The organism is Pseudomonas rhizophila, from assembly GCF_003033885.1.
Taxonomy (GTDB): domain Bacteria; phylum Pseudomonadota; class Gammaproteobacteria; order Pseudomonadales; family Pseudomonadaceae; genus Aquipseudomonas; species Aquipseudomonas rhizophila.
Genome location: NZ_CP024081.1, coordinates 1,321,445 through 1,345,053, shown reverse-complemented (window position 1 = coordinate 1,345,053; position 23,609 = coordinate 1,321,445). Strand labels below are relative to the sequence as shown.

22 protein-coding genes are annotated in these 23,609 nt (G+C 59.7%); 8 read left to right on the top strand and 14 right to left on the bottom strand.

What is annotated here, in order from left to right:
• Window positions 1–73: 73 nt before the first annotated feature.
• Window positions 74–865, top strand: a complete 792-nt coding sequence (locus CRX69_RS06235; protein ID WP_047228751.1) for a dienelactone hydrolase family protein — start codon at window positions 74–76, stop codon at window positions 863–865.
• Between the two features lie 127 nt (window positions 866–992).
• A complete protein-coding gene (locus CRX69_RS06230) occupies window positions 993–1,718 on the top strand; it encodes a 4'-phosphopantetheinyl transferase family protein (RefSeq protein WP_218277734.1) in 726 nt (241 codons plus the stop codon).
• 113 nt (window positions 1,719–1,831) lie between these two features.
• Here CRX69_RS06230 and CRX69_RS06225 read toward each other — a convergent pair whose 3' ends face one another.
• Both CRX69_RS06225 and CRX69_RS06220 read right to left on the bottom strand, forming a co-directional pair.
• Window positions 1,832–3,442 carry an ATP-binding protein gene (locus CRX69_RS06225; RefSeq protein WP_047228753.1) on the bottom strand — a complete coding sequence of 537 codons (1,611 nt, stop codon included), beginning with the start codon at window positions 3,440–3,442 and terminating at the stop codon, window positions 1,832–1,834.
• Complete coding sequence (locus CRX69_RS06220) at window positions 3,439–4,161, bottom strand: response regulator (RefSeq protein ID WP_047228754.1); 723 nt, start codon at window positions 4,159–4,161, stop codon at window positions 3,439–3,441. The genes CRX69_RS06225 and CRX69_RS06220 overlap by 4 nt, the downstream gene beginning before the upstream one ends.
• Before the next feature lie 903 nt (window positions 4,162–5,064).
• Between CRX69_RS06220 and CRX69_RS06215 the strand changes: the two genes are divergently transcribed.
• Window positions 5,065–7,956: a ribonucleoside-diphosphate reductase subunit alpha gene (locus CRX69_RS06215; RefSeq protein WP_047228755.1), complete on the top strand. Its 2,892-nt coding sequence runs from the start codon at window positions 5,065–5,067 to the stop codon at window positions 7,954–7,956.
• Between the two features lie 341 nt (window positions 7,957–8,297).
• On the opposite strand, the gene flgE is transcribed toward CRX69_RS06215, so the two are convergent.
• The 6 genes from flgE to CRX69_RS06180 all read right to left on the bottom strand — a co-directional run bounded on the left by flgE (window position 8,298) and on the right by CRX69_RS06180 (window position 13,385).
• Window positions 8,298–9,599, bottom strand: a complete 1,302-nt coding sequence (gene flgE, locus CRX69_RS06210; protein WP_047228756.1) for a flagellar hook protein FlgE — start codon at window positions 9,597–9,599, stop codon at window positions 8,298–8,300.
• A 30-nt stretch (window positions 9,600–9,629) separates the two neighbouring features.
• Window positions 9,630–10,352 carry a flagellar hook assembly protein FlgD gene (gene flgD / locus CRX69_RS06205; protein ID WP_047228757.1) on the bottom strand — a complete coding sequence of 241 codons (723 nt, stop codon included), beginning with the start codon at window positions 10,350–10,352 and terminating at the stop codon, window positions 9,630–9,632.
• Between the two features lie 15 nt (window positions 10,353–10,367).
• A complete protein-coding gene (gene flgC, locus CRX69_RS06200) occupies window positions 10,368–10,811 on the bottom strand; it encodes a flagellar basal body rod protein FlgC (RefSeq protein WP_014339780.1) in 444 nt (147 codons plus the stop codon).
• A gap of 3 nt (window positions 10,812–10,814) precedes the next feature.
• The gene (gene flgB, locus CRX69_RS06195) at window positions 10,815–11,222 is read right to left on the bottom strand and encodes a flagellar basal body rod protein FlgB (RefSeq protein WP_047228758.1); all 408 of its coding nucleotides are present in this window, start codon (window positions 11,220–11,222) and stop codon (window positions 10,815–10,817) included.
• A gap of 355 nt (window positions 11,223–11,577) precedes the next feature.
• Entirely contained in the window at window positions 11,578–12,405 is an 828-nt protein-coding gene (cheR, locus tag CRX69_RS06185) for a protein-glutamate O-methyltransferase CheR (RefSeq protein WP_047228759.1), read from the bottom strand.
• Between the two features lie 53 nt (window positions 12,406–12,458).
• Entirely contained in the window at window positions 12,459–13,385 is a 927-nt protein-coding gene (locus CRX69_RS06180) for a chemotaxis protein CheV (RefSeq protein WP_047228760.1), read from the bottom strand.
• Between the two features lie 78 nt (window positions 13,386–13,463).
• Here CRX69_RS06180 and flgA point away from each other — a divergent pair, with 78 nt between their 5' ends.
• The 4 genes from flgA to CRX69_RS06160 all read left to right on the top strand — a co-directional run bounded on the left by flgA (window position 13,464) and on the right by CRX69_RS06160 (window position 16,068).
• Window positions 13,464–14,228, top strand: a complete 765-nt coding sequence (gene flgA, locus CRX69_RS06175; RefSeq protein WP_047228761.1) for a flagellar basal body P-ring formation chaperone FlgA — start codon at window positions 13,464–13,466, stop codon at window positions 14,226–14,228.
• A gap of 173 nt (window positions 14,229–14,401) precedes the next feature.
• Window positions 14,402–14,716, top strand: coding sequence for a flagellar biosynthesis anti-sigma factor FlgM (gene flgM / locus CRX69_RS06170; protein WP_076383745.1), 315 nt, complete (start codon window positions 14,402–14,404; stop codon window positions 14,714–14,716).
• Window positions 14,717–14,764: 48 nt separating this feature from the next.
• Entirely contained in the window at window positions 14,765–15,232 is a 468-nt protein-coding gene (locus CRX69_RS06165; RefSeq protein ID WP_047228763.1) for a flagella synthesis protein FlgN, read from the top strand.
• A gap of 89 nt (window positions 15,233–15,321) precedes the next feature.
• Entirely contained in the window at window positions 15,322–16,068 is a 747-nt protein-coding gene (locus CRX69_RS06160; RefSeq protein ID WP_047228764.1) for a flagellar brake protein, read from the top strand.
• Between the two features lie 62 nt (window positions 16,069–16,130).
• On the opposite strand, the gene CRX69_RS06155 is transcribed toward CRX69_RS06160, so the two are convergent.
• The 5 genes from CRX69_RS06155 to CRX69_RS06130 all read right to left on the bottom strand — a co-directional run bounded on the left by CRX69_RS06155 (window position 16,131) and on the right by CRX69_RS06130 (window position 21,942).
• On the bottom strand, window positions 16,131–17,504 hold the full coding sequence (locus tag CRX69_RS06155) for an MFS transporter (RefSeq protein ID WP_076383744.1): 1,374 nt from the start codon (window positions 17,502–17,504) through the stop codon (window positions 16,131–16,133).
• 68 nt (window positions 17,505–17,572) lie between these two features.
• A complete protein-coding gene (locus CRX69_RS06150) occupies window positions 17,573–18,814 on the bottom strand; it encodes a glutamine synthetase family protein (RefSeq protein ID WP_172833816.1) in 1,242 nt (413 codons plus the stop codon).
• 341 nt (window positions 18,815–19,155) lie between these two features.
• Window positions 19,156–19,848 (bottom strand): sensor histidine kinase, encoded by a 693-nt coding sequence (locus CRX69_RS06140; RefSeq protein ID WP_047228767.1) that lies wholly within the window; start codon window positions 19,846–19,848, stop codon window positions 19,156–19,158.
• Complete coding sequence (locus tag CRX69_RS06135) at window positions 19,841–21,448, bottom strand: tetratricopeptide repeat-containing response regulator (protein WP_047228768.1); 1,608 nt, start codon at window positions 21,446–21,448, stop codon at window positions 19,841–19,843. Before CRX69_RS06135 ends, CRX69_RS06140 begins: the two co-directional genes overlap by 8 nt.
• Before the next feature lie 284 nt (window positions 21,449–21,732).
• Window positions 21,733–21,942, bottom strand: a complete 210-nt coding sequence (locus CRX69_RS06130; RefSeq protein WP_223194580.1) for a hypothetical protein — start codon at window positions 21,940–21,942, stop codon at window positions 21,733–21,735.
• Window positions 21,943–22,377: 435 nt separating this feature from the next.
• Between CRX69_RS06130 and CRX69_RS06125 the strand changes: the two genes are divergently transcribed.
• On the top strand, window positions 22,378–22,815 hold the full coding sequence (locus CRX69_RS06125) for a hypothetical protein (RefSeq protein ID WP_047228769.1): 438 nt from the start codon (window positions 22,378–22,380) through the stop codon (window positions 22,813–22,815).
• Between the two features lie 155 nt (window positions 22,816–22,970).
• Here CRX69_RS06125 and CRX69_RS06120 read toward each other — a convergent pair whose 3' ends face one another.
• Window positions 22,971–23,609: a hypothetical protein gene (locus CRX69_RS06120; RefSeq protein ID WP_047228770.1), complete on the bottom strand. Its 639-nt coding sequence runs from the start codon at window positions 23,607–23,609 to the stop codon at window positions 22,971–22,973.

Below are 23,609 nucleotides of genomic sequence, written 5' to 3'. Positions count from 1 at the left end.
TTCTCTGAACCTGCGCTGAATGAATCGGTTAGAGTGTTCTGTCTCACCCCTGCATTTATCAAGGAGATCCGTCATGCACAGGTTGCTTGCTGTTGTACTTCTGGCCTTTAGCGCTGCGAGCCACGCCGCCATCCAGACCCAGGAGATCCCCTACACCAGTGCCGATGGCACCAAACTGATGGGTTACTACGCTTATGACGACGCGGTCAAAGGCCCGCGCCCGGGCGTGGTGGTGGTACATGAATGGTGGGGGCTGAACGATTATTCCAAGCGCCGCGCCCGTGACCTCGCGGGCCTGGGCTACAGCGCGCTGGCCATCGACATGTACGGAGACGGCAAGAACACCGAGCATCCCAAGGACGCCATGGCGTTCATGCAGGCGGCTCTCAAGGACGGCAAGGCGGCCAGTGCGCGGTTCCAGGCCGGCCTCGACCTGCTGAAGAAACAACCCCATACCGACCCGGACAAAATCGCCGCCATCGGTTACTGCTTCGGCGGCAAAGTGGTGCTGGATGCGGCGCGCCAGGGTGTTCCACTGGCCGGCGTGGTGAGTTTCCACGGCGCGCTGGTCACCAATACCCCGGCAACACCGGGCAGCGTCAAGGCCAAGGTCCTGGTCGAACATGGCGCGCTGGACAGCATGGTCACCCCGGACAACGTCACCGCGTTCAAGAGCGAAATGGACAAGGCCGGTGCCGACTACACCTTCGTCAACCTTGAAGGCGCCAAGCACGGCTTCAGCAACCCCGACGCCGACCGCCTGGGTCACGGCGAACATGGCGGGCCGGATATTGGCTACAACAAGCAAGCCGATGAAAAGTCCTGGGCGGACATGCAGAAGTTCTTCAAGAAGATTTTTGGCTGAACCCCATCCTTCAGCTGAAACACCCCCCTGTGGCGAGGGAGCAAGCTCCCTCGCCACAAAGCTTCACCCGCTCACAATCTTTATGCCCCACTACCCAGCCTCAAGCCAACCCGGCAAAATGCCGGGCATGAACGCTCTCCCCGCCCTGCCCGCCTGCTGCACGCCCCTGGACGATCAATGGCTGTTGCCTCAAGTCCTGCCCGATACCCTGCTGCTGAGCACCCGCTTCGATCCGTTGCTGCTAAGCGCTGATGATTTTCCGAACAGTGCCATCGAGCCTCCCGCGAGCATCCAGCGTTCGGTGGCCAAGCGTCAGGCGGAATTTCTTGCCGGGCGGATCTGCGCCCGAGCGGCCCTTCATCAGTTGGACGGCCAGACCTGTGTGCCGGCCATCGGTGACGACCGCGCCCCGGTATGGCCGGCCCATGTCAGTGGCTCGATCACCCACAGCACCGGCCGGGCCGCGGCCATCGTCGCCAGAAAACACCACTGGCAAGGGCTGGGCATGGACCTGGAAAACCTGCTCGATCCCGAGCGGGCCGAGCGCCTGGCCGGTGAAATCCTCACCCCGCCGGAACTGCTGCGCATGGCCGCGACCGCGCAAGATGACCGAGCATTGCTGGTGACCCTGACCTTTTCCGTGAAGGAAAGCCTGTTCAAGGCGCTGTACCCGATCGTCAGGCAGCGCTTTTATTTCGAACATGCCCAAGTGCTGGAATGGACCCACAGCGGACAGGTTCGGCTGCAGTTGCTCACCGACCTGTCGGCCGAGTGGCGTCATGGCAGTGAACTGTCGGCGCAGTTTGGTGTGAAGGATGGGCAGTTGTTGAGTCTGGTGGGGATCAAGGCCTGAGATTTGTCGCGTTTTTCAGGCCCTCATCGCGAGCAGGCTCGCTCCCACAGGAGACTGCATTTCAATGTGGGAGCGAGCCTGCTCGCGATAAGGCCCGCACAGGCGCCACACCTTCAAGACCTGTCCTGATGCCGCGGCCAGCTCAAGCTGAAGCAGGCCCCACCCAGGCTCTTGCTCTTGCCGATCAATGCCCGGCCATCGTGCCAGTGGATGATCCGCCGCACGATCGACAACCCCAACCCATGACCACCTGAAGCACGGGCACGGCTGTCGTCCAGGCGCAGGAAGGGCTTGAAGATCCGCTCCCACGCCGCCTCCGGCACGCCGGGCCCGTCGTCCTCGACGTCCACCCGACAACGCAACTGACCCACCTGGTAACTGACCGTCACCCGGGAGCTGGCGTGACGCATCGCATTGCTCACCAGGTTCTGCAGGGCCCGATGCAGGAAGCGCGGCTCGGCCTCGACCCAGGCGCCATCGCAATCAGCGGCAGACAGGCACAGGCCGCGCTCGACCGTAATCCCGGCCCGAAGCGGTCCCAACTCTTCAATGACCTGATTGACCAGCGCATCCAGATCCACGCGCTGGAAGTTCAGGGCCGGCGATCCCTGCTCCAGTCGCGCATAGGTCAGCATCTCGTCCACCAGCCGATCCAGGTCTTCGATGTCGTGATCCATGCCCGCCAGGTATTTGTCCCGGGCCTGGGGCGTGGTAGCGCTGCCGATCATCTCCAGGCCAAAACGCAGGCGCGCCACCGGGGTGCGCAACTCATGGGACACCGCACGCACCAGCTCCCGCTGAATCGCCAACAACTGCTGCAAGTGTTCGGCCATGCCGTTGAACGCGGCGGCCAATCGCCCTACCGAGTCAGCACCTCGAGCCGGCACCCGGGTTTCCAGGCTGCCCTGGGCGATCTGGGTGGCGGCCGATTCCAGACCACGCAGACGCCGCTCCAACTGGCGCACCAACAGGTAAACGATCAGCCCGATCAGGCTCAACCCCAGCGCCGCGATCAGCACCAGCCACTCAGGCGGATAAGGGTTCATCTGGTACAACGGGCCGATTTCCAGCACCCACGGCGTACCGACCATGCCGGCGAACACCCGGATCGAGTCACCGCCCTTGCCCAGCGCCATGACCGTGTCGCCCTCGGCCACGCGCCGACGCTGGTCTTCGTCCATGTCCGCCTGCGTAATGGGCATCAGCCGCAGGTCAAACCCGAAGCCTTTTTCCTGCTTGAGTTGCGCCAGGCGTTCAGGCTGCTCGGCCACCGGGTAACGCACCAACTCATCGGCCAGCAGGTAGATAGTTGCCCGGGCCAGTTGCTCGCTGATCTGACGGACCTCCCCGACCAGCATCAGTTTTTCAGCGTCGCTGACCAGCCGATAAACTTTCGCCGCATGGGGCCCGGTCTGCTCCACCAGGGCCTGGCCGCGCATGACACGGGTGCGCTGGCCGAGATCCAGATCGGTCTGGGCGTAAGTCTGCAACGCCAGGGGAATGCCCAGCAGGCGTTCCCACACCGCCAGGGCCCGGCGTCGCTCGGTGTCGTTCATGGGCCGCAGATTATCGGCCATCAAGGAAAACGTGCCGTGAGCCAGACGCTCGCGGTACTGCTCACTGCGAGTCTGGTTGAGCAAATGCAGGGCCAGCACGCCGAGCACCGCCACCAGCACCAGGGCCGCGCACATGCCGCCGTAAATGCGCAGGAAGATCGAGTTCACGACGTCGGGTCTACGCAAGCTTCAGGAACGAACAGATAACCCTTGCTGCGGATGGTCTTGATCAGCCGTGGATGGTCCGGGTCGTCGCCGATCTTGGGACGGATGCGCGAGATGCGCACGTCGATGGAGCGGTCCTGGCCGTCATAACCGATGCCACGCAGGGCGGTGAAGATCTCTTCCCGGGACAGGATGCGCCCGGCGTTGGACACCAGCAGCCACAACAGATCGAACTCGGCACTGGTCAGCTCAATGCCGTGGTCTTGCAGCCAGGCTTCGCGCAAGGCGTTGTCCACTACCAGCGGGCCGAATTGCAAGCGCCGTGGCTTTTGCGACGTGGCCGGTTCCGGTTCGCTGCGTCGCAACAGGGCCTGGACGCGGGCCAGGAGCAAGCGTGGCCGCACCGGCTTGCAGACGTAATCGTCGGCGCCCAGGTCCAGGCCCTGGATCTGATCGGTGTCGTCGGTGCGGGCGGTGAGCATCAGGATCGGCCCGTCGTAATGCTCGCGTACCTTGCGGCAGATGCTCAGGCCGTCCTCGCCGGGCAGCATCAAGTCGAGGATCACCAGGTCCGGTTGCTCGGCAATGATCCGCGCCGCCGCCACCGCACCGTTGCCTTCAATGGCCACGCGCAGGCCGTTGCTTTCCAGGTACTCGCGAGTCAGCTCGGCCAGCCGCTGGTCATCCTCGACGATCAATACCTGCCAGGCTTCTTGTTCCACGGGGGGCCTCGTCTTGTTGTGAGAATAAGGAGGGATCGGCATCTAGATGGGCACTATCAGATGAGCACTTACCTGTGGCGAGGGGATTTATCCCCGCTGGGTCGCGAAGCGGCCCCTGCATTCCGTCTGACACACCATAGCCGCCCGTTTCAGGGCTACTCCGCAGCCCAGCGGGGATAAATCCCCTCGCCACAGGGTGGTACCCACTTCGAATGCACCTCCCCCATCTTTTTGTCATGTTAAAGGAGGATAAGCATGCCCATGCACGGGCCGATTGTATAAACGCCGGCCCTGCATAAAACAAGCGGACAAATGCGTTCGGTCGCGCGGGACTTGTGTGGTAACGTCCGCGCCCGCAAAAACCATCGGGCTGTTTTCGGATCGTTAAAACGATGAAAAAAGGTCCACTCCAGCAAGGTCGCGGCCTACAGAGCTGTTCCACGTTTCGCACACAAATTACGCACAGGCTTATCCACAGGTAGCACGTTGCATTCATCCCCCAAAACGCATTATCTTGTAGCCCGTCGCGTAAAAAACCCTACATGTAGGGTTTTCGACCAAAAACCAAACACAAGTCGGACAGATAATTCAAGCGCTTTTCTTGCCTTTGTCCGACTGAAACACCGCATTTCCCCAAGACCAGACCGCCCCTCGCGGATGGCCATCGTTTCAAGGTCAAAACGACCAGAACGGTACGGGTGTTGCAGTCCATTGCAGGCACCTCTGCAATCCGGTTTCGAGCCCAGGCTCGAAGCCCAGAACTTCGGAAGGAAGCGGTATTCAGGCCTGCTTCCTACTGTCCCGAAGTTGTTATACCCGGCGCCAGTCGGTTGTAGTGCTTCAGGACGGAACGGTGGGCACCGTGATGGTGCCCAAACAAACATAGAGAATGTGGAGACACCCATGCACACCGACACAACTCGCGAGAACCCGCAGGGCACCGCGCCGCTGGCCGCTGATTCGAACTCGGATCTGGCCGCTACCGCGCCTGGCCAGCTGCGTGTGATCAAGCGTAACGGCACTGTCGTTCCTTACACCGATGACAAGATCACCGTCGCCATCACCAAAGCGTTTCTCGCAGTTGAGGGCGGCACCGCCGCCGCTTCGTCGCGCATCCACGACACCGTGGCCCGCCTGACCGAGCAAGTCACCGCAACCTTCAAGCGTCGCATGCCGTCGGGTGGCACCATCCACATCGAAGAAATCCAGGACCAGGTCGAACTGGCCCTGATGCGTGCCGGCGAGCAGAAAGTGGCCCGCGACTATGTGATCTACCGTGATTCGCGCGCCAAGGAACGTGCCACCCGCTCCCCGGCCGACGCACCGGTCCAGGCCCACCCTTCGATCCGCATCGCACGCGCCGACGGCAGCCTCGCGCCGCTGGACATGGGTCGCCTGAACACCATCGTCACCGAAGCCTGCGAAGGCCTGGAAGAAGTCGACGGCGACCTGATCCAGCGCGAAACCCTGAAAAACCTCTATGACGGCGTCGCACTCAAGGACGTCAACACCGCGCTGGTGATGACCGCGCGGACCCTGGTGGAACGCGAGCCGAACTACTCCTTCGTGACCGCCCGCCTGCTGATGGACACCCTGCGTGCCGAAGGCCTGAGCTTTCTGGAAGTCGCCGAGAGCGCGACCCACCACGAGATGGTCGACCTGTACGCCAAGGCCTTGCCGGCCTACGTCGCCAAGGGTATCGAATTCGAATTGCTGAACCCGGTACTGGCCGAGTTCGACCTGGAAAAGCTCGGCAAGGCGATCAACCACGAGCGCGACCAGCAGTTCACTTACCTGGGTCTGCAAACCCTGTACGACCGTTACTTCATCCACAAGGACGGTATCCGTTTCGAACTGCCGCAGATTTTCTTCATGCGCGTGGCCATGGGCCTGGCGATCGAAGAGAAGCAGCGTGAAGACCGTGCCATCGAGTTCTACAACCTGTTGTCGTCCTTCGACTACATGGCCTCGACCCCGACGCTGTTCAACGCCGGCACCCTGCGTCCACAACTGTCGAGCTGCTACCTGACCACCGTACCGGACGACCTGTCGGGCATCTACGGCGCCATCCACGACAACGCCATGCTGTCCAAATTTGCCGGCGGCCTGGGCAACGACTGGACCCCGGTTCGCGCATTGGGCTCGTACATCAAGGGCACCAACGGCAAATCCCAGGGCGTCGTGCCGTTCCTCAAAGTGGTCAACGACACCGCGGTCGCGGTCAACCAGGGCGGCAAGCGCAAGGGCGCGGTGTGTGCCTACCTGGAAACCTGGCACATGGACATCGAAGAGTTCATCGAGCTGCGCAAGAACACCGGTGATGACCGTCGTCGTACCCACGACATGAACACCGCCAACTGGATCCCTGACCTGTTCATGAAGCGCGTCTTCGACGACGGCAAGTGGACCCTGTTCTCGCCATCCGAAGTTCCAGACCTGCATGACCTGACCGGCAAGGCTTTCGAAGAGCGCTACGAGTACTACGAAGCCCTGACCGAGTACAACAAGATCAAGCTGTTCAAAGTCGTCCAGGCCAAAGACCTGTGGCGCAAGATGCTGTCGATGCTGTTCGAAACCGGCCACCCATGGCTGACCTTCAAGGACCCGTGCAACCTGCGCAGCCCGCAGCAGCACGTGGGCGTGGTCCACAGCTCGAACCTGTGCACCGAGATCACCTTGAACACCAACAAGGACGAGATCGCCGTCTGCAACCTGGGCTCGATCAACCTGCCGAACCACATCGTCGATGGCAAGCTGGACACCGCCAAGCTGCAACGCACCGTGAACACCGCCGTGCGCATGCTCGACAACGTGATCGACATCAACTACTACTCGGTGCCGCAGGCGAAGAACTCCAACTTCAAGCACCGTCCGGTCGGCCTGGGCATCATGGGCTTCCAGGACGCCTTGTACCTGCAGCACATCCCGTACGGTTCGGACGCTGCGGTCGAGTTCGCCGACAAGTCCATGGAAGCGGTCAGCTACTACGCGATCCAGGCTTCCTGCGACCTGGCCGACGAGCGCGGCTCGTACGAGACGTTCCAGGGTTCGCTGTGGTCCAAGGGCGTGCTGCCACTGGACTCGCAACAGATCCTGATCGAGCAGCGTGGCCAGAAATACATCGACGTTGACCTGAACGAATCCCTGGACTGGGCACCGGTTCGCGCCCGTGTACAGAAAGGCATCCGTAACTCCAACATCATGGCCATCGCTCCGACCGCCACCATCGCCAACATCACTGGCGTGTCGCAGTCGATCGAACCGACCTACCAGAACCTGTATGTGAAATCGAACCTGTCGGGCGAGTTCACCGTGATCAACCCGTACCTGGTTCGCGACCTCAAGGCCCGCGGCCTGTGGGACTCGGTCATGATCAACGACCTGAAGTACTACGATGGTTCGGTGCAGCAGATCGAGCGCATCCCGCAGGAGCTCAAGGAGCTCTACGCCACCGCGTTCGAAGTGGACACCAAGTGGATCGTCGACGCGGCCAGCCGTCGCCAGAAGTGGATCGACCAGGCTCAGTCGCTGAACCTGTACATCGCCGGTGCCTCGGGCAAGAAGCTGGACGTGACCTACCGCATGGCCTGGTACCGTGGTCTGAAAACCACCTACTACCTCCGTGCCCTGGCCGCCACCAGCACCGAGAAGTCGACCATCAACACCGGCAAGCTGAACGCTGTTTCCAGCGGCGGCAACCACGGTGACGATTCGGTCCTGGCGGCTCCAGCCGGCCCGGCACCCGTGCCAAAGGCCTGCGCGATCGATGAGCCGGATTGCGAAGCTTGCCAATAAGCTGAGTGGGTGGGCGCTGCAAGGCGCTTGCTAAAGAAGCCCCCGATAGACCGCTGGTTTATCGGGGGTTTTCTTTTGCCTTGAGAAAAGTAGCGACTGGGCTGACCCCATCGCGAGCAGGCTCGCTCCCACATATGTTCCGGTTCGTTCGCAAGATTTGCGCTCACTGAAAATCCCTGTGGGAGCGGCTTTGGTTCAGCCAGTGACACATTGGAATGCGTCCACCTGTGGGAGCGAGCCTGCTCGCGATGAGGCCGGGACAGCCACCCCGAAAACACCCACCCACAAAAAAGCCCCTCTTGCGAGGGGCTTCTTGTGCAGCGTTCAGGCAACCATCGATATCAGGCCATCTGAATGATGGTCTGCATGATGGTGCTCTGGGTGGAGATGGTCTTGGCGTTCGCCTGGTAGTTGCTCTGGGCCTTGATCAGCTCGACCAGTTCATTGGTCAGGTTGACGTTGGACTCTTCCAGGGAGTTGGAGACGATCGAACCCAGGGTGCCGGTTTCCGGAGCATCGTAGCCCGGGATACCCGAGGCGAAGGTTTCTTTCCAGCCGCTGCCGCCTACCGGTTGCAGGCCTTGCTCGTTGGTGAAGCTGGCAAGGGCGAGCTGACCGATCGGCTTGGTCTGGTTGTTGCTGAAGTTGGCCAGCAGTACACCGCTACCGTCGATGGTCAGGTTGGTGATCTGGCCAGTGGCGTAGCCGTTCTGGGCAGGAATCGAACGCGCGGTGTCGGCGTTGAACTGGGTGGTGTTGGCCATGGAGACGGTGATAGTCGACGAACCGGCGCCGTTGGCGGTCCACACACCGTTGGTCACGGTGCCAGGCACCCAGCCAGTGAGTACCAGATCGTTGTTGATGGTCGCAGGCGGGGTGCTGACCTGGACCAACTTGCCATTCGAGTCAAAGGTCATCGTCGAAGGAACGGGGGCGTTCGGCGCAACCGGCGCACTGCCATTGAGGTTACGGCCATCGATCAGGGTGTAGACATCCCACGTGTTGGCGCCAGTCTTGACCATGTACTGGTCCATCGAGTGCTGGTTGCCCTGGGTATCGTAGACAGGTGTGGTGAATTGCTTGGTGAACGTGGCGGTATCGGTTGGATCGAATACGTAGGGAGCCGCCTGGGAAATCGGCGTTGCCGTCGAATTCAGGTTAATCGTCGACGAAACCAGGCTGGTCGCTTGCGGCGGCAGGTTGGAAGTGTCGATACGCAGGTCGGTCAGAATACCGTTGAGGATGTTGCCATTGGCATCCACGCCATAGCCCTGCAAACGCGCAGTGCCATCGCTGTTGGTGATGAAACCTTCCTTGTCGGTCTTGAACGTACCGGCACGGGTGTAGCTCAGGGAACCGTCGTTGCTCAGGACAAAGAAGCCCGAACCCTGGATGCCCATGTCCAGCACGTTGCCGGTGTTGTTGACGTCACCCTGGCTGAACTGCTGGGAGACGTTGGCCAGGCGCACGCCGTTACCGACGGTCTTGGTGCCGCTGCCCAGCCTGGTGGCCGAGTAGACGTCTTCGAATTCCGCACGGGACGATTTGAAACCGGTGGTCGCCACGTTGGCGATGTTGTTGCCGGTCACGTCCAGGTGCTTGTTGGCTGCATAGAGACCGCTAAGGCCGATGTTGAAAGACATGTTGCACTCCTTTTGCCGGTTTAGTCGGCTCTACATACCAATAGTTTGTACTTTGGACAGGGCGATGCTGCCCAGCCCGGCCAGGTTGAGCATCAGCTCACCGCCCGTCTGGCTGATCGTCACGCTGCTGACGGTCGCCGGCAGGTTGGTGATCAGCGACACGGGCTTGTCGTCGATAGTGGTCGAAGCGGTGAAGGTGTAAGTACCCGACTCAAGGGTGGTGCCCGCATCGTTCTTGCCATCCCAGATGAAGGCCGAATTACCGGCATTCTGGCTGCCCAGCTCGATCGTACGAACGGTCTTGCCGTCCTTGTCCGCGATCTTGATCGCGAGCGAGGACACCGAGGCTGGTACCACCACCGTGCCGTTGAGGCTCTTGGAGGTATCGACCACAGCCTTGTTACCCGGGGCTATGACCGAACGGCCCACCAGTGACGAGGCTTGCAGGGCCTGGGACGAGTTGTAGTTGCCGGCAATACCGCTCACGGTTTCGTTGAGTGTGGTGATGCCTTCCAGGCTGCTGAATTGCGCCAACTGGGCAACGAACTCGCCGTTATCCTGCGGCTCCAGCGGGTTCTGGTTTTTCAGCTGGGTGACCAGCAATTGCAGGAACGCATCCTTGCCCAGTTCCTTGGAACCGGTAGCCGCATTCGTCGCCGAGGCCAGGCCATCGGTGGTGGTGTTGGTCTTGACCGAGGAGTTGGCCAGAATCTCGTTGAGGCTCAAACCACTGGTGGTGTTGGTGACGCTCATGTGACTCGCCCCTTATCACTGACCGAGGGTCAGGACCTTCTGCATCATGGTTTTGGCGGTGTTCATCATTTCGACGTTGGTCTGGAACGAACGACTGGCGGAAATCATGTCGGCCATTTCTTCAACGACGTTCACGTTCGGGTAATAGACGTAGCCCTTGGCGTCGGCGGCCGGGTGGTTCGGCTCGTAGCGTGCGTCGAGGTTGCTCTGGTCTTCGACCACGCCGAGCACCTGCACACCCTGCCCTGCGGCGTCCTGCTCCTGGAACAGCGAGTCGCTGCCGCCGGATTGGCCGCCCTGGAACATGGTGGCGAACACCGGGTGACGGGCACGGTAGGTCTGGTCGATGCTCGACGACACGGTCTCGGCGTTGGCGATGTTACTGGCGACGGTGTTCAGACGCGTGGTCTGGGCACTCATGGCGCTGCCGGCAATGTTGAATACGCTCGCAATCGACATGACTTACTCTCCGCGCAGGGCCGATACCAGCCCTTTGAATTTGCTATTGAGCAGGGTGAAGCTGGCCTGGAAGTTCACGGAGTTTTCCGTGTAGTTGGACTGTTCCAGTTGAGCGTCCACGGTGTTCTGGTCGATCGAAGGCTGCATCGGCGTGCGGTACATCAGCGACTCATCGGCATTGCCCAGGCCTTCGGCTTCGATGTGACGGCTGTTGGTCATGTTCAGGGCGAAGTGGCCGTTCTTGGCCTTCTCGTTCTGCTCGGCGAGCACTTTGGAGAAGTCCAGGTCCCGAGCCTTGAAGTTCGGGGTGTCGGCGTTGGCGATGTTGTTGGCCAGGACTTCGGCACGCTGGGCGCGGAAGCTCAGGGCCTTTTCGTGGATGCCGAGCGCTTTATCGAAACTGATGCTCATGTTGGAAACCTTCGGGTGACCAGAATTTACGTACGATGGACATAGCAAGCGTCGTGCCACTTTCAAAAAGCCCATAAACCGGGGCTTTGCGGGCATCGGCAAAGCGGCAATGCCAGAAAAGCGGCAATCGGTTTCCGCTGGCTGCCGCTTTTCTGCCGCTTCTGCGACACCGACGACCTTGTGGGAGCGAGCCTGCTCGCGATAACGGTGGGTCAGTCACCATGGATATCGCCTGTGATACCGCTATCGCGAGCAGGCTCGCTCCCACAAGGGGATAGGGGTGACAGGGAAAAATCAGCAGGCAAAAAAAACGGGAGCCTTTGCGGACTCCCGTTTTTTTGCCAACCCAAGCAAATCACTTCGCCTGATAGATGATCCCTGGACTGCACTGCACCATCTGGTAGTGGTCCGGCAAACCGTTCAATGCCTCGGAGGCGCCGAGGAACAGGTAGCCGCCCGGTTTGAGCGTGCTATGGATGCGCAGCAGGATGTCTTTTTTCACTTCGGCAGAGAAGTAGATCAGCACGTTGCGGCAGAACACGATGTCGAACTTGCCCAGGCTGGCGTAGCTGTCCAGCAGGTTGAACGAACGGAACTCCACGCGGCTCTTGATCGGCGCCTTGACCACCCATTTACCCGGCCCTTTGGGGTCGAAGTAGCGTTGCAGGCGATCAGGCGACAGGCCGCGGCCGATGGCCAGGCTGTCGTATTCGCCGGTCTTGCAGTTATTGAGCATCGTCCCGGACAAATCGGTGGCGACGATTTGCACGCCCATTTTCAGCTGGCCGATATTGGTCCGCTCGAACTCATCGATGGACATCGACAGCGAATAGGGTTCCTGTCCCGACGAACAGGCCGCCGACCAGATCCGCAAGCGTTGCCCCGGACTGGCCTTGATGGCCGCCGGCAGCACCCTGTTCTTCAACACCTCGAACGGATAGGTGTCGCGAAACCACAGGGTTTCGTTGGTGGTCATGGCATCCACCACCATCTCGCGCAACCCACTGCGCGGCTGGGTCTGGATGCGCTGGACCAGTTCGCCCAACGATTTCAGGCCCTGTTGCTCCATCAACTTATTGAGACGGCTCGACACCAGGTATTGCTTGTTTTCACCAAGCAAAATGCCACAGGCTTTTTCCAGGAAGACCCGGAACTGTTCGAAATCCAAATTACCCGTAGACAAAATACCGCCTCTTTCATCGTATTGACTTGCCGGGCGCACAACGCGCCCGACCTTTATTCTGCAGCCTTGATGCGCTCGACTACCCGGGAAGCCAGGTCATCGGGCCGGAACTTGGCCAGGAAATCATCGGCCCCCACCTTCTTGACCATCGCCTGGTTGAAAACACCGGACAACGAGGTGTGCAAGACAATATGCAGCTTTTGCATGCGCGGGTCGTTGCGGATTTCCGACGTCAGGGTGTACCCGTCCATCTCCGGCATTTCAATGTCGGAGATCATCATCAGAAACTCCTCTTCCGGCTTCTTGCCCTCTTCCACCAGCTTGCGCAGGTAATCCAGGGCCTGGCGTCCGTCGTTCAACGCTACCACTTCGACACCGACCGTTTGTAGACAACGGGTCACCTGCTTACGTGCCACCGAAGAATCATCAACCGTCAGGACCCGCAGCGAAATCGCCTTGTGCTGGGTTTCGGCGTCGACCACCCCCACGGAAATCGTTTCCGGGGTCGGTGCCACTTCGGCGAGGATTTTCTCCACGTCGATGATTTCCACCAACTGGTTATCGACCCGGGTCACCGCCGTGAGGTAGTGATCGCGACCGGTGCCCTTGGGCGGCGGATGGATCTCTTCCCAGTTCATGTTGACGATGCGCTCCACCGAGCGCACCAGGAAGCCCTGGGTCTTGGTGTTGTACTCGGTGATGATCACGAACGGATTGCTCTGATCCAGAAGCCGCCCCGAACCGGTCGCCATCGCCAGATCGAGAATCGGGATGGTCGCTCCGCGGATATTGGCCACACCGCACACGACGGGGCTGGACTTGGGCATCAGGGTCAGCTTCGGGCACTGGAGCACCTCGCGGACCTTGAATACGTTGATCCCGTACATCTGTTGGCCGTCGAGACGGAACAACAACAGCTCCAGGCGATTCTGACCGACCAGCTGAGTGCGCTGGTTTACCGAATCCATTACTCCCGCCATGCCCTGACTCCTACCTAACGCTAATGTGTCCGACGCGCATTCATCACTAAACGGCACGGGGCTTGCTATTGAACCGGCATGAACGCACAAACGACATTTTTTCGACGCCTGACCACTCACTGCCGCCACTGGCTCGGTGCACTGTTGGCTGCCTGCCTGCTCGCTTTGGGCGGCCCTGCCTTTGGTGCTGTTCCGGTTACCTTGCCTGATCTCCTTATCGGCGTCACTCAGGGCTTTCTTGAATTCACCGTAGAAGACTACCTGGCAACCAGTCAAACCGAAGGTCGCTACGAAATCGAAGTCAACCAGCTCGACCCGCGCCTGCGCATGCCCATGTGTGACAAGGAATTGACTGCGTCTCTGGAGAGCCCGGCCAGACCACTGGGCCGGGTCACGGTAAAGCTGCGGTGCGACAGCGCCGCGCCCTGGACGGTGTTCGTGCCCGCTCAAGTGCGCCTGTTTCGCGAAATCGTCACCACCACCCGTCCGCTCAAGCGGGCCGGGATCGTCGAGCCTCAGGACGTGACACTGCGTGAACGGGATGTCAGCCAGATCAACCAGGGTTTCCTCACCTCCGTCGATCAGGCCATCGGTCAGAAACTTGTCCGACCAATGGTCGCCGACCAGGTCATTACCCTGGTCCACCTGGAACAAGCCGAAGTGGTGCGCAAGGGCGATCAGGTGGTCATCACCGCCCGCAGCGGGACCCTGGCCGTGCGGATGCCGGGCGAGGCTTTGTCCAACGGCGGCATGCGAGAACAGATTCGGGTGAAAAACCTTAATTCCCAACGCGTTATCAAGGCGCAGGTAATGGCCCCAGGCCATGTGGAAGTGGCTATGTAGAGATCGGGTGGAAATGGGTAGAGAGCTGGCGCTTGCCCACGGTGTTCCCTAGACTGTGCCTTACGCAAAGGCAAGCGCAGACGTGCGCACGTTCATTGAATAAATGAGCCTAAAGTTTTTTTGGGGATGGCCGAAAACATGGCAAGCGTCCAAATACCCAGAGGTTTTTTACCATGGTCATCGATTTCAATCGTTTAAACAGCTCTTCACCGCTAACAGGCACTACGCGCCCTAACGCCAGCAAGGAAACCGTCGAAACCGACAAATCCGTGCCGGCCGAACAAGCCGCCACTGTCAGCAACGGGGAGTCGGTACACCTCAGCAATGAGGCTCAGCAGTTGCAGAAGGTCACTGACAAGCTGCGCGATCAACCTGTCGTCGACAACGCCCGTGTGGCCGAGTTGAAAGCAGCAATCGCCGATGGCAGCTATAAAGTCGACAGCAACCGTGTAGCCAGCAAACTGCTCAACTTCGAAGCCCAGCGCTAGGCCAACGCCTGCGCCAGGCTTTTGGACGCTTAAGACCTAAGGCCAGCCATGCACGACACTAATTTGTTGCAACTGATCACCGACGACTTTGCCCCGGCGCAACAATTGCTGGAGCTATTGCAGGCCGAGTCCCTGGCATTGCACGGTCGCGACATGCCGTCGCTGGAGAATATCCTGGCGCAGAAACAGGCATTGATCATTCTGCTCGATCAGCATGGCCGCAAGCGCAGCGAGATCCTCGCCAGCCTCAACCTGCCCGCCAATCGCGATGGCCTTGAGCAGCTGGCCAGCCAGTCGTCGGTGGGCGATCAACTGTTGTCCCAAAGTGAAGTGCTCAACGACCTGCTCGCTCAATGCCAGGCCGCCAACATTCGCAACGGACAGTCGATCCAGGTTCAGCAAGCCGCCACCGCCAACCAGTTGCGCATTCTCAACGGCGGTGAAATCCCGACGCTCTATGACGCTCGCGGTTCGACCGCCAAGATGGTCAAGCACCGCCCGCTCAGCCAGGCATGAAACGAACAGTGCCGGCGCTCTATCAACGCGCGACACATGCTGGCAAAATGCTGGCTACTCGTCGTATTTTGCCTGGAGATTGACCCACCGTGTTCAATGCCTCAAACGCGGATGATGCTCCGCAGCCGCCCAAGGTCCTCGCCACGCCCCTGGAAATTTCCGGCAACCTGCGGATGCTGCAAGATAGCCATGACCCGCTGATCATCACCTTCCACGAACGCAGCCAGCGCTTCCAGAGCTATCTGGTCGATGTCGACCGGGAGCGTAACGCCCTAGCCCTGGATGAAATGATCCCCCGGGACGGCGAACGCTTCCTGTTGGCGGGCGAGCCGTTTCGTGTCGAGGGTTTCCATGATGGCGTGCGCATCGCGTGGGAAAGCAACGGCCCTTTGACCATCGATGAGTCCAGCGACGGCCGCTGCTATCGCGGCGCCTTGCCTGACGAAGTGGTTTACCACCAACGCCGCAACGCCTTCCGCGCCGCCCTCAAGCTGGCGCAACTGGTAAGCGTCGAGCTGGGCGGTGACAAACTCAAGTCACCGGTTGACGGCAAGCTGCTGGATATTTCCGCCACAGGCTGCAAGTTGCGCTTCGAAGGTGACATTACCGCACGCCTGCAATTGGGCCAGGTCTACGAGCGCTTTATCGCGGCATTGCCCTTCGGCAACATGACCGCACCGGTCGAACTGCGCTATCTGCATTTCGAAGAAAGGATCAACACCACCTTCGCCGGCGTACGTTTCCACAACATCAGCGGCCTGGTGCAACGGCAGGTTGAGCGTTTCGTGTATCAGCTACAGCGCGAAGCCCGTCGTTTCGACAAAGACGACCTCTGATTTTCGACACGTAAAAAAACGGGCAGTCCCTTGCGGTGACTGCCCGTTTTTTTATGACTGGCTCAAGGCCTGGCCTGAGTGAAATCGGGGCTCGACGGCTCGTCGTTCGCCTCTTCGGCGGCAACTTCCTCCATGACGGGTTCTTCGTCGGCCGGTTCTTCCGTCGGCACAGGATCGACGTGCATCTGCTCCTGCACCACTTGTTCGTCCACCCGGGGATCGAGGCACGCCACCAGAGGCGAACTCGACATGCTGTCCGGCATCGCCACGTGATGCAGCGGTGCGTCGTCGACCTGATGCAGGTTGGTCACCGCCTTCGGCCGGATTCGCCACACCAGCACCAGGGCGAAGAAGGCAAAAAAGGCATAGAGCATCTGGCTGCCGAACATCTTCATCAGCACCCCCGCTACCAGCGGCCCGATACTGGCGCCAACCCCATAGGTCACCAGCAGCATGGCCGTCAGGGATACCCTTCGATCAGCTTCGACGTGGTCGTTGGAAAACGCCACCGCCAACGGATACAGGCAGAACTGCACCAGCGAACAGAAGAACCCCGCGACGAACAGCACCTCCAACGGCACCGTCGGCAATATCGCCAAGGGCAGCGCACAGACCGTCAGCACCAGTGCAAAGCAGCGGATCAGCAGCGCCCGGTCATATCGATCGGAGAGCCAGCCCAGGGGCCACTGAACCAGCAATCCGGCAAAGATGCAGCTACCCATGAACAGACCAACCTGCTCGGTCGACAGCCCCTGCTGAGAAGCGTACAGCGGCGCCAGGCCATAGAACGAACCGACGATCAGCCCCGAGCCCAGCACCGTACTCAATGACTGCGGCACTCGCTTGATGAAAAAGCGCGGCTCCATGGGCGCCGGGTGCAGCGCCGCCGGGTGAATCCGCCGGGTGAGTGTCACCGGCACCAGACACAAGGCGAAGCACAGCGCCACCAGCATCAGCAACTCAAGCCCCAAGGCCGGGTGCATGACCAGAATCAACTGACCCAGCACCAGGCCCAGGTAGGAAGCGATCATGTAACCACTGAATACCACGCCACGCTGCTTGGCATCGGCCTGCTCGTTGAGCCAGCTCTCGATCACCATGTACTGGCACATCATGCCCAGGCCGACAATTACCCGCAGCACGATCCAGGCCGGCAGCCAATCCACCAGGCCATGGCCCAGCACCGCCGCACCGACAATCCCGGCGCAGGCCGAATAAGCCCGGATGTGCCCGACGCGGGCGATCAGCCGGTGGCCGATCTTGCCCCCCAGCACCAGGCCGAAATAGTTGGCGGCCATAAGCGCACCGACCCACAGGCTGTCGACATTGTCGGCAGCCAGGCGCAAGGCCAGGTAGGTACTCAGCAGGCCCGAGCCGATCAACATCATCAGCGAGGCGAAATACAGCGCTCGAAAAGGTTTCCAGATTTGGCGCATCGGCGTTCCGAGCGGCTCCTTGAGATGAGTACGGGCTATTTAGAAGATAGCCCGAATGCGACGTTTGGTTATGCCTGGGCCGCTAGAACACGCCGCTCCCAGGGAGTAATTTCATCAAAGAAGCTGGTCAGCTCCATGGTCTTCGAAGCGATGTAGCCTTCGATGAACTCCGTACCGAACAGTTCCTTCGCCAGATGACTACGCTTCAGACGTTCCAGGGCTGCATGCAAGGTACATGGCAGCGAAAGATTGTCCGGCACTTGGAATTCGCCCTGGATCGCGGCGCTCGGCTCCAGGCGATTTTCGATGCCATAAAGCCCCGCAGCCAGACTGGCGGCAATCGCCAGATAGGGGTTGGCATCGGCACCCGGCAAGCGATTCTCGACCCGACGGGCCGCCGGCGAACTGGCGGGAATCCGCAACCCGGCCGAACGATTGTCATGGGACCAACAGGCATTGTTCGGTGACGCAAAAGGGTGACACAGGCGCTGGTAGGAATTCACGTTCGGCGCGAACAGCGCAGTGAAATCCGCCATGCCAGCCTGTTGCCCGCCGATGAAATGCCGGAACGCCGCCGTCGGCTCGCCCGCTTCGTCGCTGAACACATTGCGGTCGCTGTCCAGCTCGACGACGCTCTGATGAATATGCATCGAACTGCCCGGCGTATGGGCCAGGGGCTTGGCCATGCAGACCACGGTCAGGCCGTGTTTGAGGGCAACTTCCTTGAGCAGGTGCTTGAACAGGAACGTCTGGTCGGCCAGCAACAGAGGATCGCCGTGAAGCAGATTGATCTCGAACTGGCTCACGCCCATTTCATGCATGAAGGTGTCGCGGGGCAAGCCCAGCGCCGCCATGCATGCATAGACCTCTTTAAAGAACGGTCGCAGGCCGTTATTGGAACTGATGCTGAACGCCGAGTGACCGTCTTCACGCCGTCCGTCCAGGCCCACAGGCGGCTGGAACGGCTGGGTCGGGTCCGGGTTGGGGGCGAACACGAAAAATTCCAGCTCGGTCGCCACCACGGGCGCCAAGCCGAGGGCGGCATAACGAGCAATAACCTGTTTGAGCTGACCGCGCGTGGAGAGCCGGGAGCTTTCACCAGTCAGCTCATCAGCGTCGCAAATCGCCAAGGCTCGCGGCTGTTCGCTCCAGGGCAAGCGGTGAATGTGTTTCGGGTCGGCCACCAGCGCCAGGTCGCCGTCGTCGCTGCCATAAAAACGCGACGGCGGATAACCGCCCATGATGCACTGCAACAGCACACCCCGCGCCATCTGCAACCGTCGACCCTCGAGGAAGCCCTCGGCAGTCATCACCTTGCCTCGTGGCACGCCATTCAAATCCGGGGTGACACACTCAATCTCATCAATGCCCGTCAGTCGCTGCGCGAGTGAACACTGGCCATCGGTCGTCATGACGCAATCCTTGTTATGTGCGAGCCGCTAACGGCAACCCGTACAAAATAGGCTTCGGGTGTTCGGAATATCAAGCGGCCCAAGACAATAAACAATAAGCCCTGGAATACTGGGTGGGAGCGAGCCTGCTCGCGATAGCGTCGGGTCAGCCAATGCTGAGTTGACTGATACACCACTATCGCGAGCAGGCTCGCTCCCACAGGGGGTTGTGTCGACTGATTTATGAGTGCCGGGCAGGCTCAGGGCAGATAAATCCGGAACACGCCCCCGCCCAACGCGCCGCCATTGGCAATCTCGGTACGCCCGCACAGGCCGCCACGCTGATGCAACCCGGCGATCCGCGCGGCGAAGTACAAGCCCAGTCCGGTGCTGCCGCTGCTGTGATTGATGCCCTGCACATACTCGGCCTGACGCTCGATCATCTCGGCCGGGTAGCCTTCGCCGTCGTCATTGATGGTCAGCACCAGTTGCCCGGCCTCGTCGCTCGCACTGATCAGCAACGCCTGGCGCGCGTGGCGGATGGCATTGTTGATGCTGTTATCGAGCACCGACGCAATCAGCTCACGATCGAAAAAACCCAGGGGGCTCAGCGGGTCGACCTCGTAGGTGACCATGATCCCGCGACTGCGGAACACATCCTGATGACCGGCCAGTTGCGCCTCGATAAAGTCATCCAGCTCGTGATAGGCCGGATGCAGCGGCAACTGGTTGACCCCCAGCTTGTACAACCCCAGCAACTGCACCAGCAGGCCATTGAGGTGGGCGAACTCGAACTCCATGACGCCCTGCTCCGAGGTCTGCCGCTCGGATTCGGGCAAACGCTCAAGCCACTGGGTATGAGCCTGCATGAGCAAGGTCAGGGAGTTTTTCATGTCGTGCACGGTAGACGCGATCACCGTGGAAAAATCGAGAGCCTGTTCGCTGTCATTCATCGCCAAATGCCTTGCTTCGCAGTTTCTGATAACGCGCAAAACGCGCATCGGTGTCGGGCATCATGCCCACCAGTTTCAGGCAGGCGCGGCACTCCTGCAGCAGCTCCGATTCCACGCTGGTATCGGTGCCATGCAACAGTGACTGCGCCATGTTCAAAGCAATACTGATGTTCTTCGGTTGCATCTTCAGGGCTCGACGGAACAGCTCTCGCGCCTCGGGCAACGCGCCGGTCTTGTAGACGCGCACACCTTCACGGTTCAGCTCGGCGGCGGCATTGCCTTGATTGAGGATATTCGGATCGTCGGTCAGCTTGGCGATGCCTTGCATCACCGTCGGATCATCGCCATAGATCTCCGCGCAGTTCTTGAGCATCGACTCGCCGGCGCTGGTTTGGCCGAGCATCTGCAACTGCTTGGCCACCAGCAACGCGGCCTCGGCGCTCATGAACTGCTCCATGCCGTCGAGGCGCTGCAAGGCCTGCTCGGTGAGCTTTTCGGCGGTTTCGGCATCGTTGAGCAACAGGCTCGTGGCCTTCATCAACCGCGCACGCACCTGCAACCCAGGATCGTTGAGATTTTCCTTGGCCACGGCGCTGAGGGTGGTGTTGATTTCCAGCCGAGTGCGGGTATCCAGGCCTTTTTCGCTGCCCTTGCTGATCAGTGCATGGGCCAGGCCCAGGTTGCTTTCCGGGTCCTTGAAGCGCGACTGCGCGCCCTGCCCCACCGCTTGGCGATAGGCCTTGGACGCGGTCTCGAAATCTTCGTTGGTCATTGCCAGCTTGCCCAGCAGCGACTGCCGTCGCACCGCCAGTGGCGATAGACGAACCGCCTCTTCCAGCACGTGTTGCGCCTGCTTCGTATCGCCTTCGGCCACCAACACTTCAGCCATCCCGTCATACAACGCCGGCATCATCGGGAATACTTTCAAGGCCTTCTCATAAACATCCTTGGCCTGCCCCACCTGGCCACGCTTGAACAACAACTTCCCCAGCCCCGCATAAGCCCACGGCAAAGGACGGTCAGCCAGGATGGTGTTGTACAACCGCTCAAGGGCTTCGTTCTGGTTCAGGTCCCGCAGCGCATCAGCCCGATAACGCAGACACAACGGCCCGTAGCGCGGATCCTGCTTGCACAGGGCGATACAGGCATTGAGCACCTCCATCGGCTTGCCACGATCCAAGGCTTGCAGGATCGGCTTGAGCAGGGTCTTGCGCTGCTCCAGCCGTTCCAGCCGCTGAGCCAGCCCCGAGCGATTGAACGGTTTGGTCAGGTACGCATCCGGCTCATGCTCCAGCGCACTGAGCACCATCGCCTGACTGCTTTCAGCCGTCACCATGAGAAACACACTTTCATGGCTGATCAGCTTCTCGACCATCAGGTCTTCCAGCACCTGCTGACCGTTCTTGCGGCCGTCGCCCAGGTGATAATCCTGCAAAATAAAGTCATAGCGCTTCTGCGAGCACATGCGCAGCGCCACTTCACCGGTGTCAGCGGTGTCCACGTCCTTGACGCCCAGCTCACGCAACATGGACCGGACGGAACTGCGGAAATCCGAGAAATCATCGACGATCAGAAAACTTTTTTGGTGGTACGCCAGCATCGAGGATGTCCAGGCAAGTAAAAAGATGCACCCAATGGCAAAACAACGAAACGCCGTGTCACCGCCCGGTGTGGCGCGCATTGCTAGCCGTTTTCGCGCGCCGAAACGCGATAGAAAACAGGGCTCATCAGGGTATCGGCAGGAAATGGCGTTCCGTTAAGAGATTGTGTGAGGTGGTTCCGGGACCCATCGGCTACCTGCCGGGCATGGAACAGGTGGACCGGGGACATGGTTAACCTCTGCCTGGCCGTGACCTTGAACAGCTTGGTTGGGCGGTTCAGCCCTTAACAAAAGGCCAGCTCTTGGGTTAGGGACTGTAGGCTCTCAGCATCAATGCCCTCCACGACAGTGAATAGCTGGTCGGGGGATGGCTTCTTGTCAGGCTGGGCGGGCTTGGGGTTCAGATAGGAATCGATGACACGCTCGGCGTTGGCGTCGGCTGCGATGTCCAGATGCAGCGGGGGAACGGGAGGGTCTGGTATGAGTTTGTCCATGGAATACCCCTAACGTAAGTGGGAGCCGCCACGTCCGCTGCTAAACGAGTGGGTGGCAGCCGTGCGCAGGTTAGCAGACCGGTACGTTAGGAAACCGGCGCACCCGAGGATGCCCTGCGCATAGCTGCCATAAGAATTCGGGCAACAAAAATGCCCGCATTGAAGGCAGTTGCCATGCGCCTAACGTGATTCCGAGCTGCTAAACCCGACCGCTAATTGGCAGCGGTGGACAAAGACTAGGCACCGGAATCAGCAGGCGCAAGGGACTGGAATTTTCTAGGAAATGTCCTACAAGTCAATGGGGAATATTCTTTCCGTCGGTTCCTACGGCGAGCTGGTTTAGTCGTTCCAGGCCGAAAAAATTGCGTATAGTCCCGCCCGCCGCCTTGCCGCAATCCGCTTTGGTAAACCGCCGTTTCTAGAAGGAGCTTGAATTTGTACAAGGGATTTACAGGAGTCGTTTTTCTGTTACTGGGCGGCTGCTCGCTGCATCCATATTCCAAGGATGAGCTGTTGAACACCGGCACAACCAGCCCCGAGTATTGCCTGACGCAAGAGCGGGCGGTGGTGGAAGAACGCGTGCAAGGCTACCTGAACCACTGCTTCCACCCCCAAGTAACCGAGCTCAACACCGGCGCAAGACTCGTCAACACCATTCAATTGAAAGTCGACCGGAACGCCGAAAGAAGTGACATGGTGCTGTGGGCGCCAACAATTTACGGAAGCCAGTTCTATATGAACCTGATCGTCTCGGAAAAGAACCCCGCCTGCAAAACCACCATGACCGCCGTGGCTTCAGGCTGGGGATTCGCGCGAAACTTTCCGAAGATCCTGGAAAGCGCAAACGGGGAAGACCCGTGGTGCCCGCTATAACCTCCACCAATTGATTAATCAACTGGCTCTCGTGGCAAGGGAGCTTGCTCCCGCAGGGCTGCGCAAGCAGTCCTCGCGCCGCTATAGGTATGTCACGCCCCCCTTCGCTTATCAAACAAGCTGCCCCCTCTACTGCCATCAACGCCTCGCTTAAATCAGCTACGTTGCCGCGGCATAAAATCTTCGATGCTCTTGTTTCTCAGTTGCAGCAGAGACATAACGAATTCTGGCTCGACCCCCATCAGAAACTCCATAGCGTCGTAGATTTTCCATTGATGTATTTCGGGGCGATCTATTATCGAGCTGAGGTGCTGTTTAACAAACGGGATGTACTCCGGATACCGCTCACGCTTTAAGAAGGCGAAAGCGTCAGATATTTCAAAGGGTTCCGTTCCTGCCAACTCGATGATAGTAGACAGTGGTAAAAAAACTTGAGCCCTAGCGACTTCCCTTTGTCCCCTGTCGACCATATTTGCGAAGTACATGGTTACAGCCATGAGGATCTGGCGATAAGTATCATCGTATCCATGCAACCTGTGGGGGTAGGTATTTTTGATAAGTTCCGGCTTTTCCATGCTTTCGCTTAATGCAACCAACCCCTCGAAAATCCCCCAGCTAGTCAACAATTTTGCAGCTTCGAAGCGCACAACATCATCATCTGAATTGCGAAGCAAATCCAACACTGCAGTCATTCTTTCCTGCGGTATATCTTCGGCATCCAGCTCACCTGCCTCGGCGGCATAATCAGCATGATCCGGTATGCCGTGGAGTAGGTCGTAGGTTTTCCGATCCAC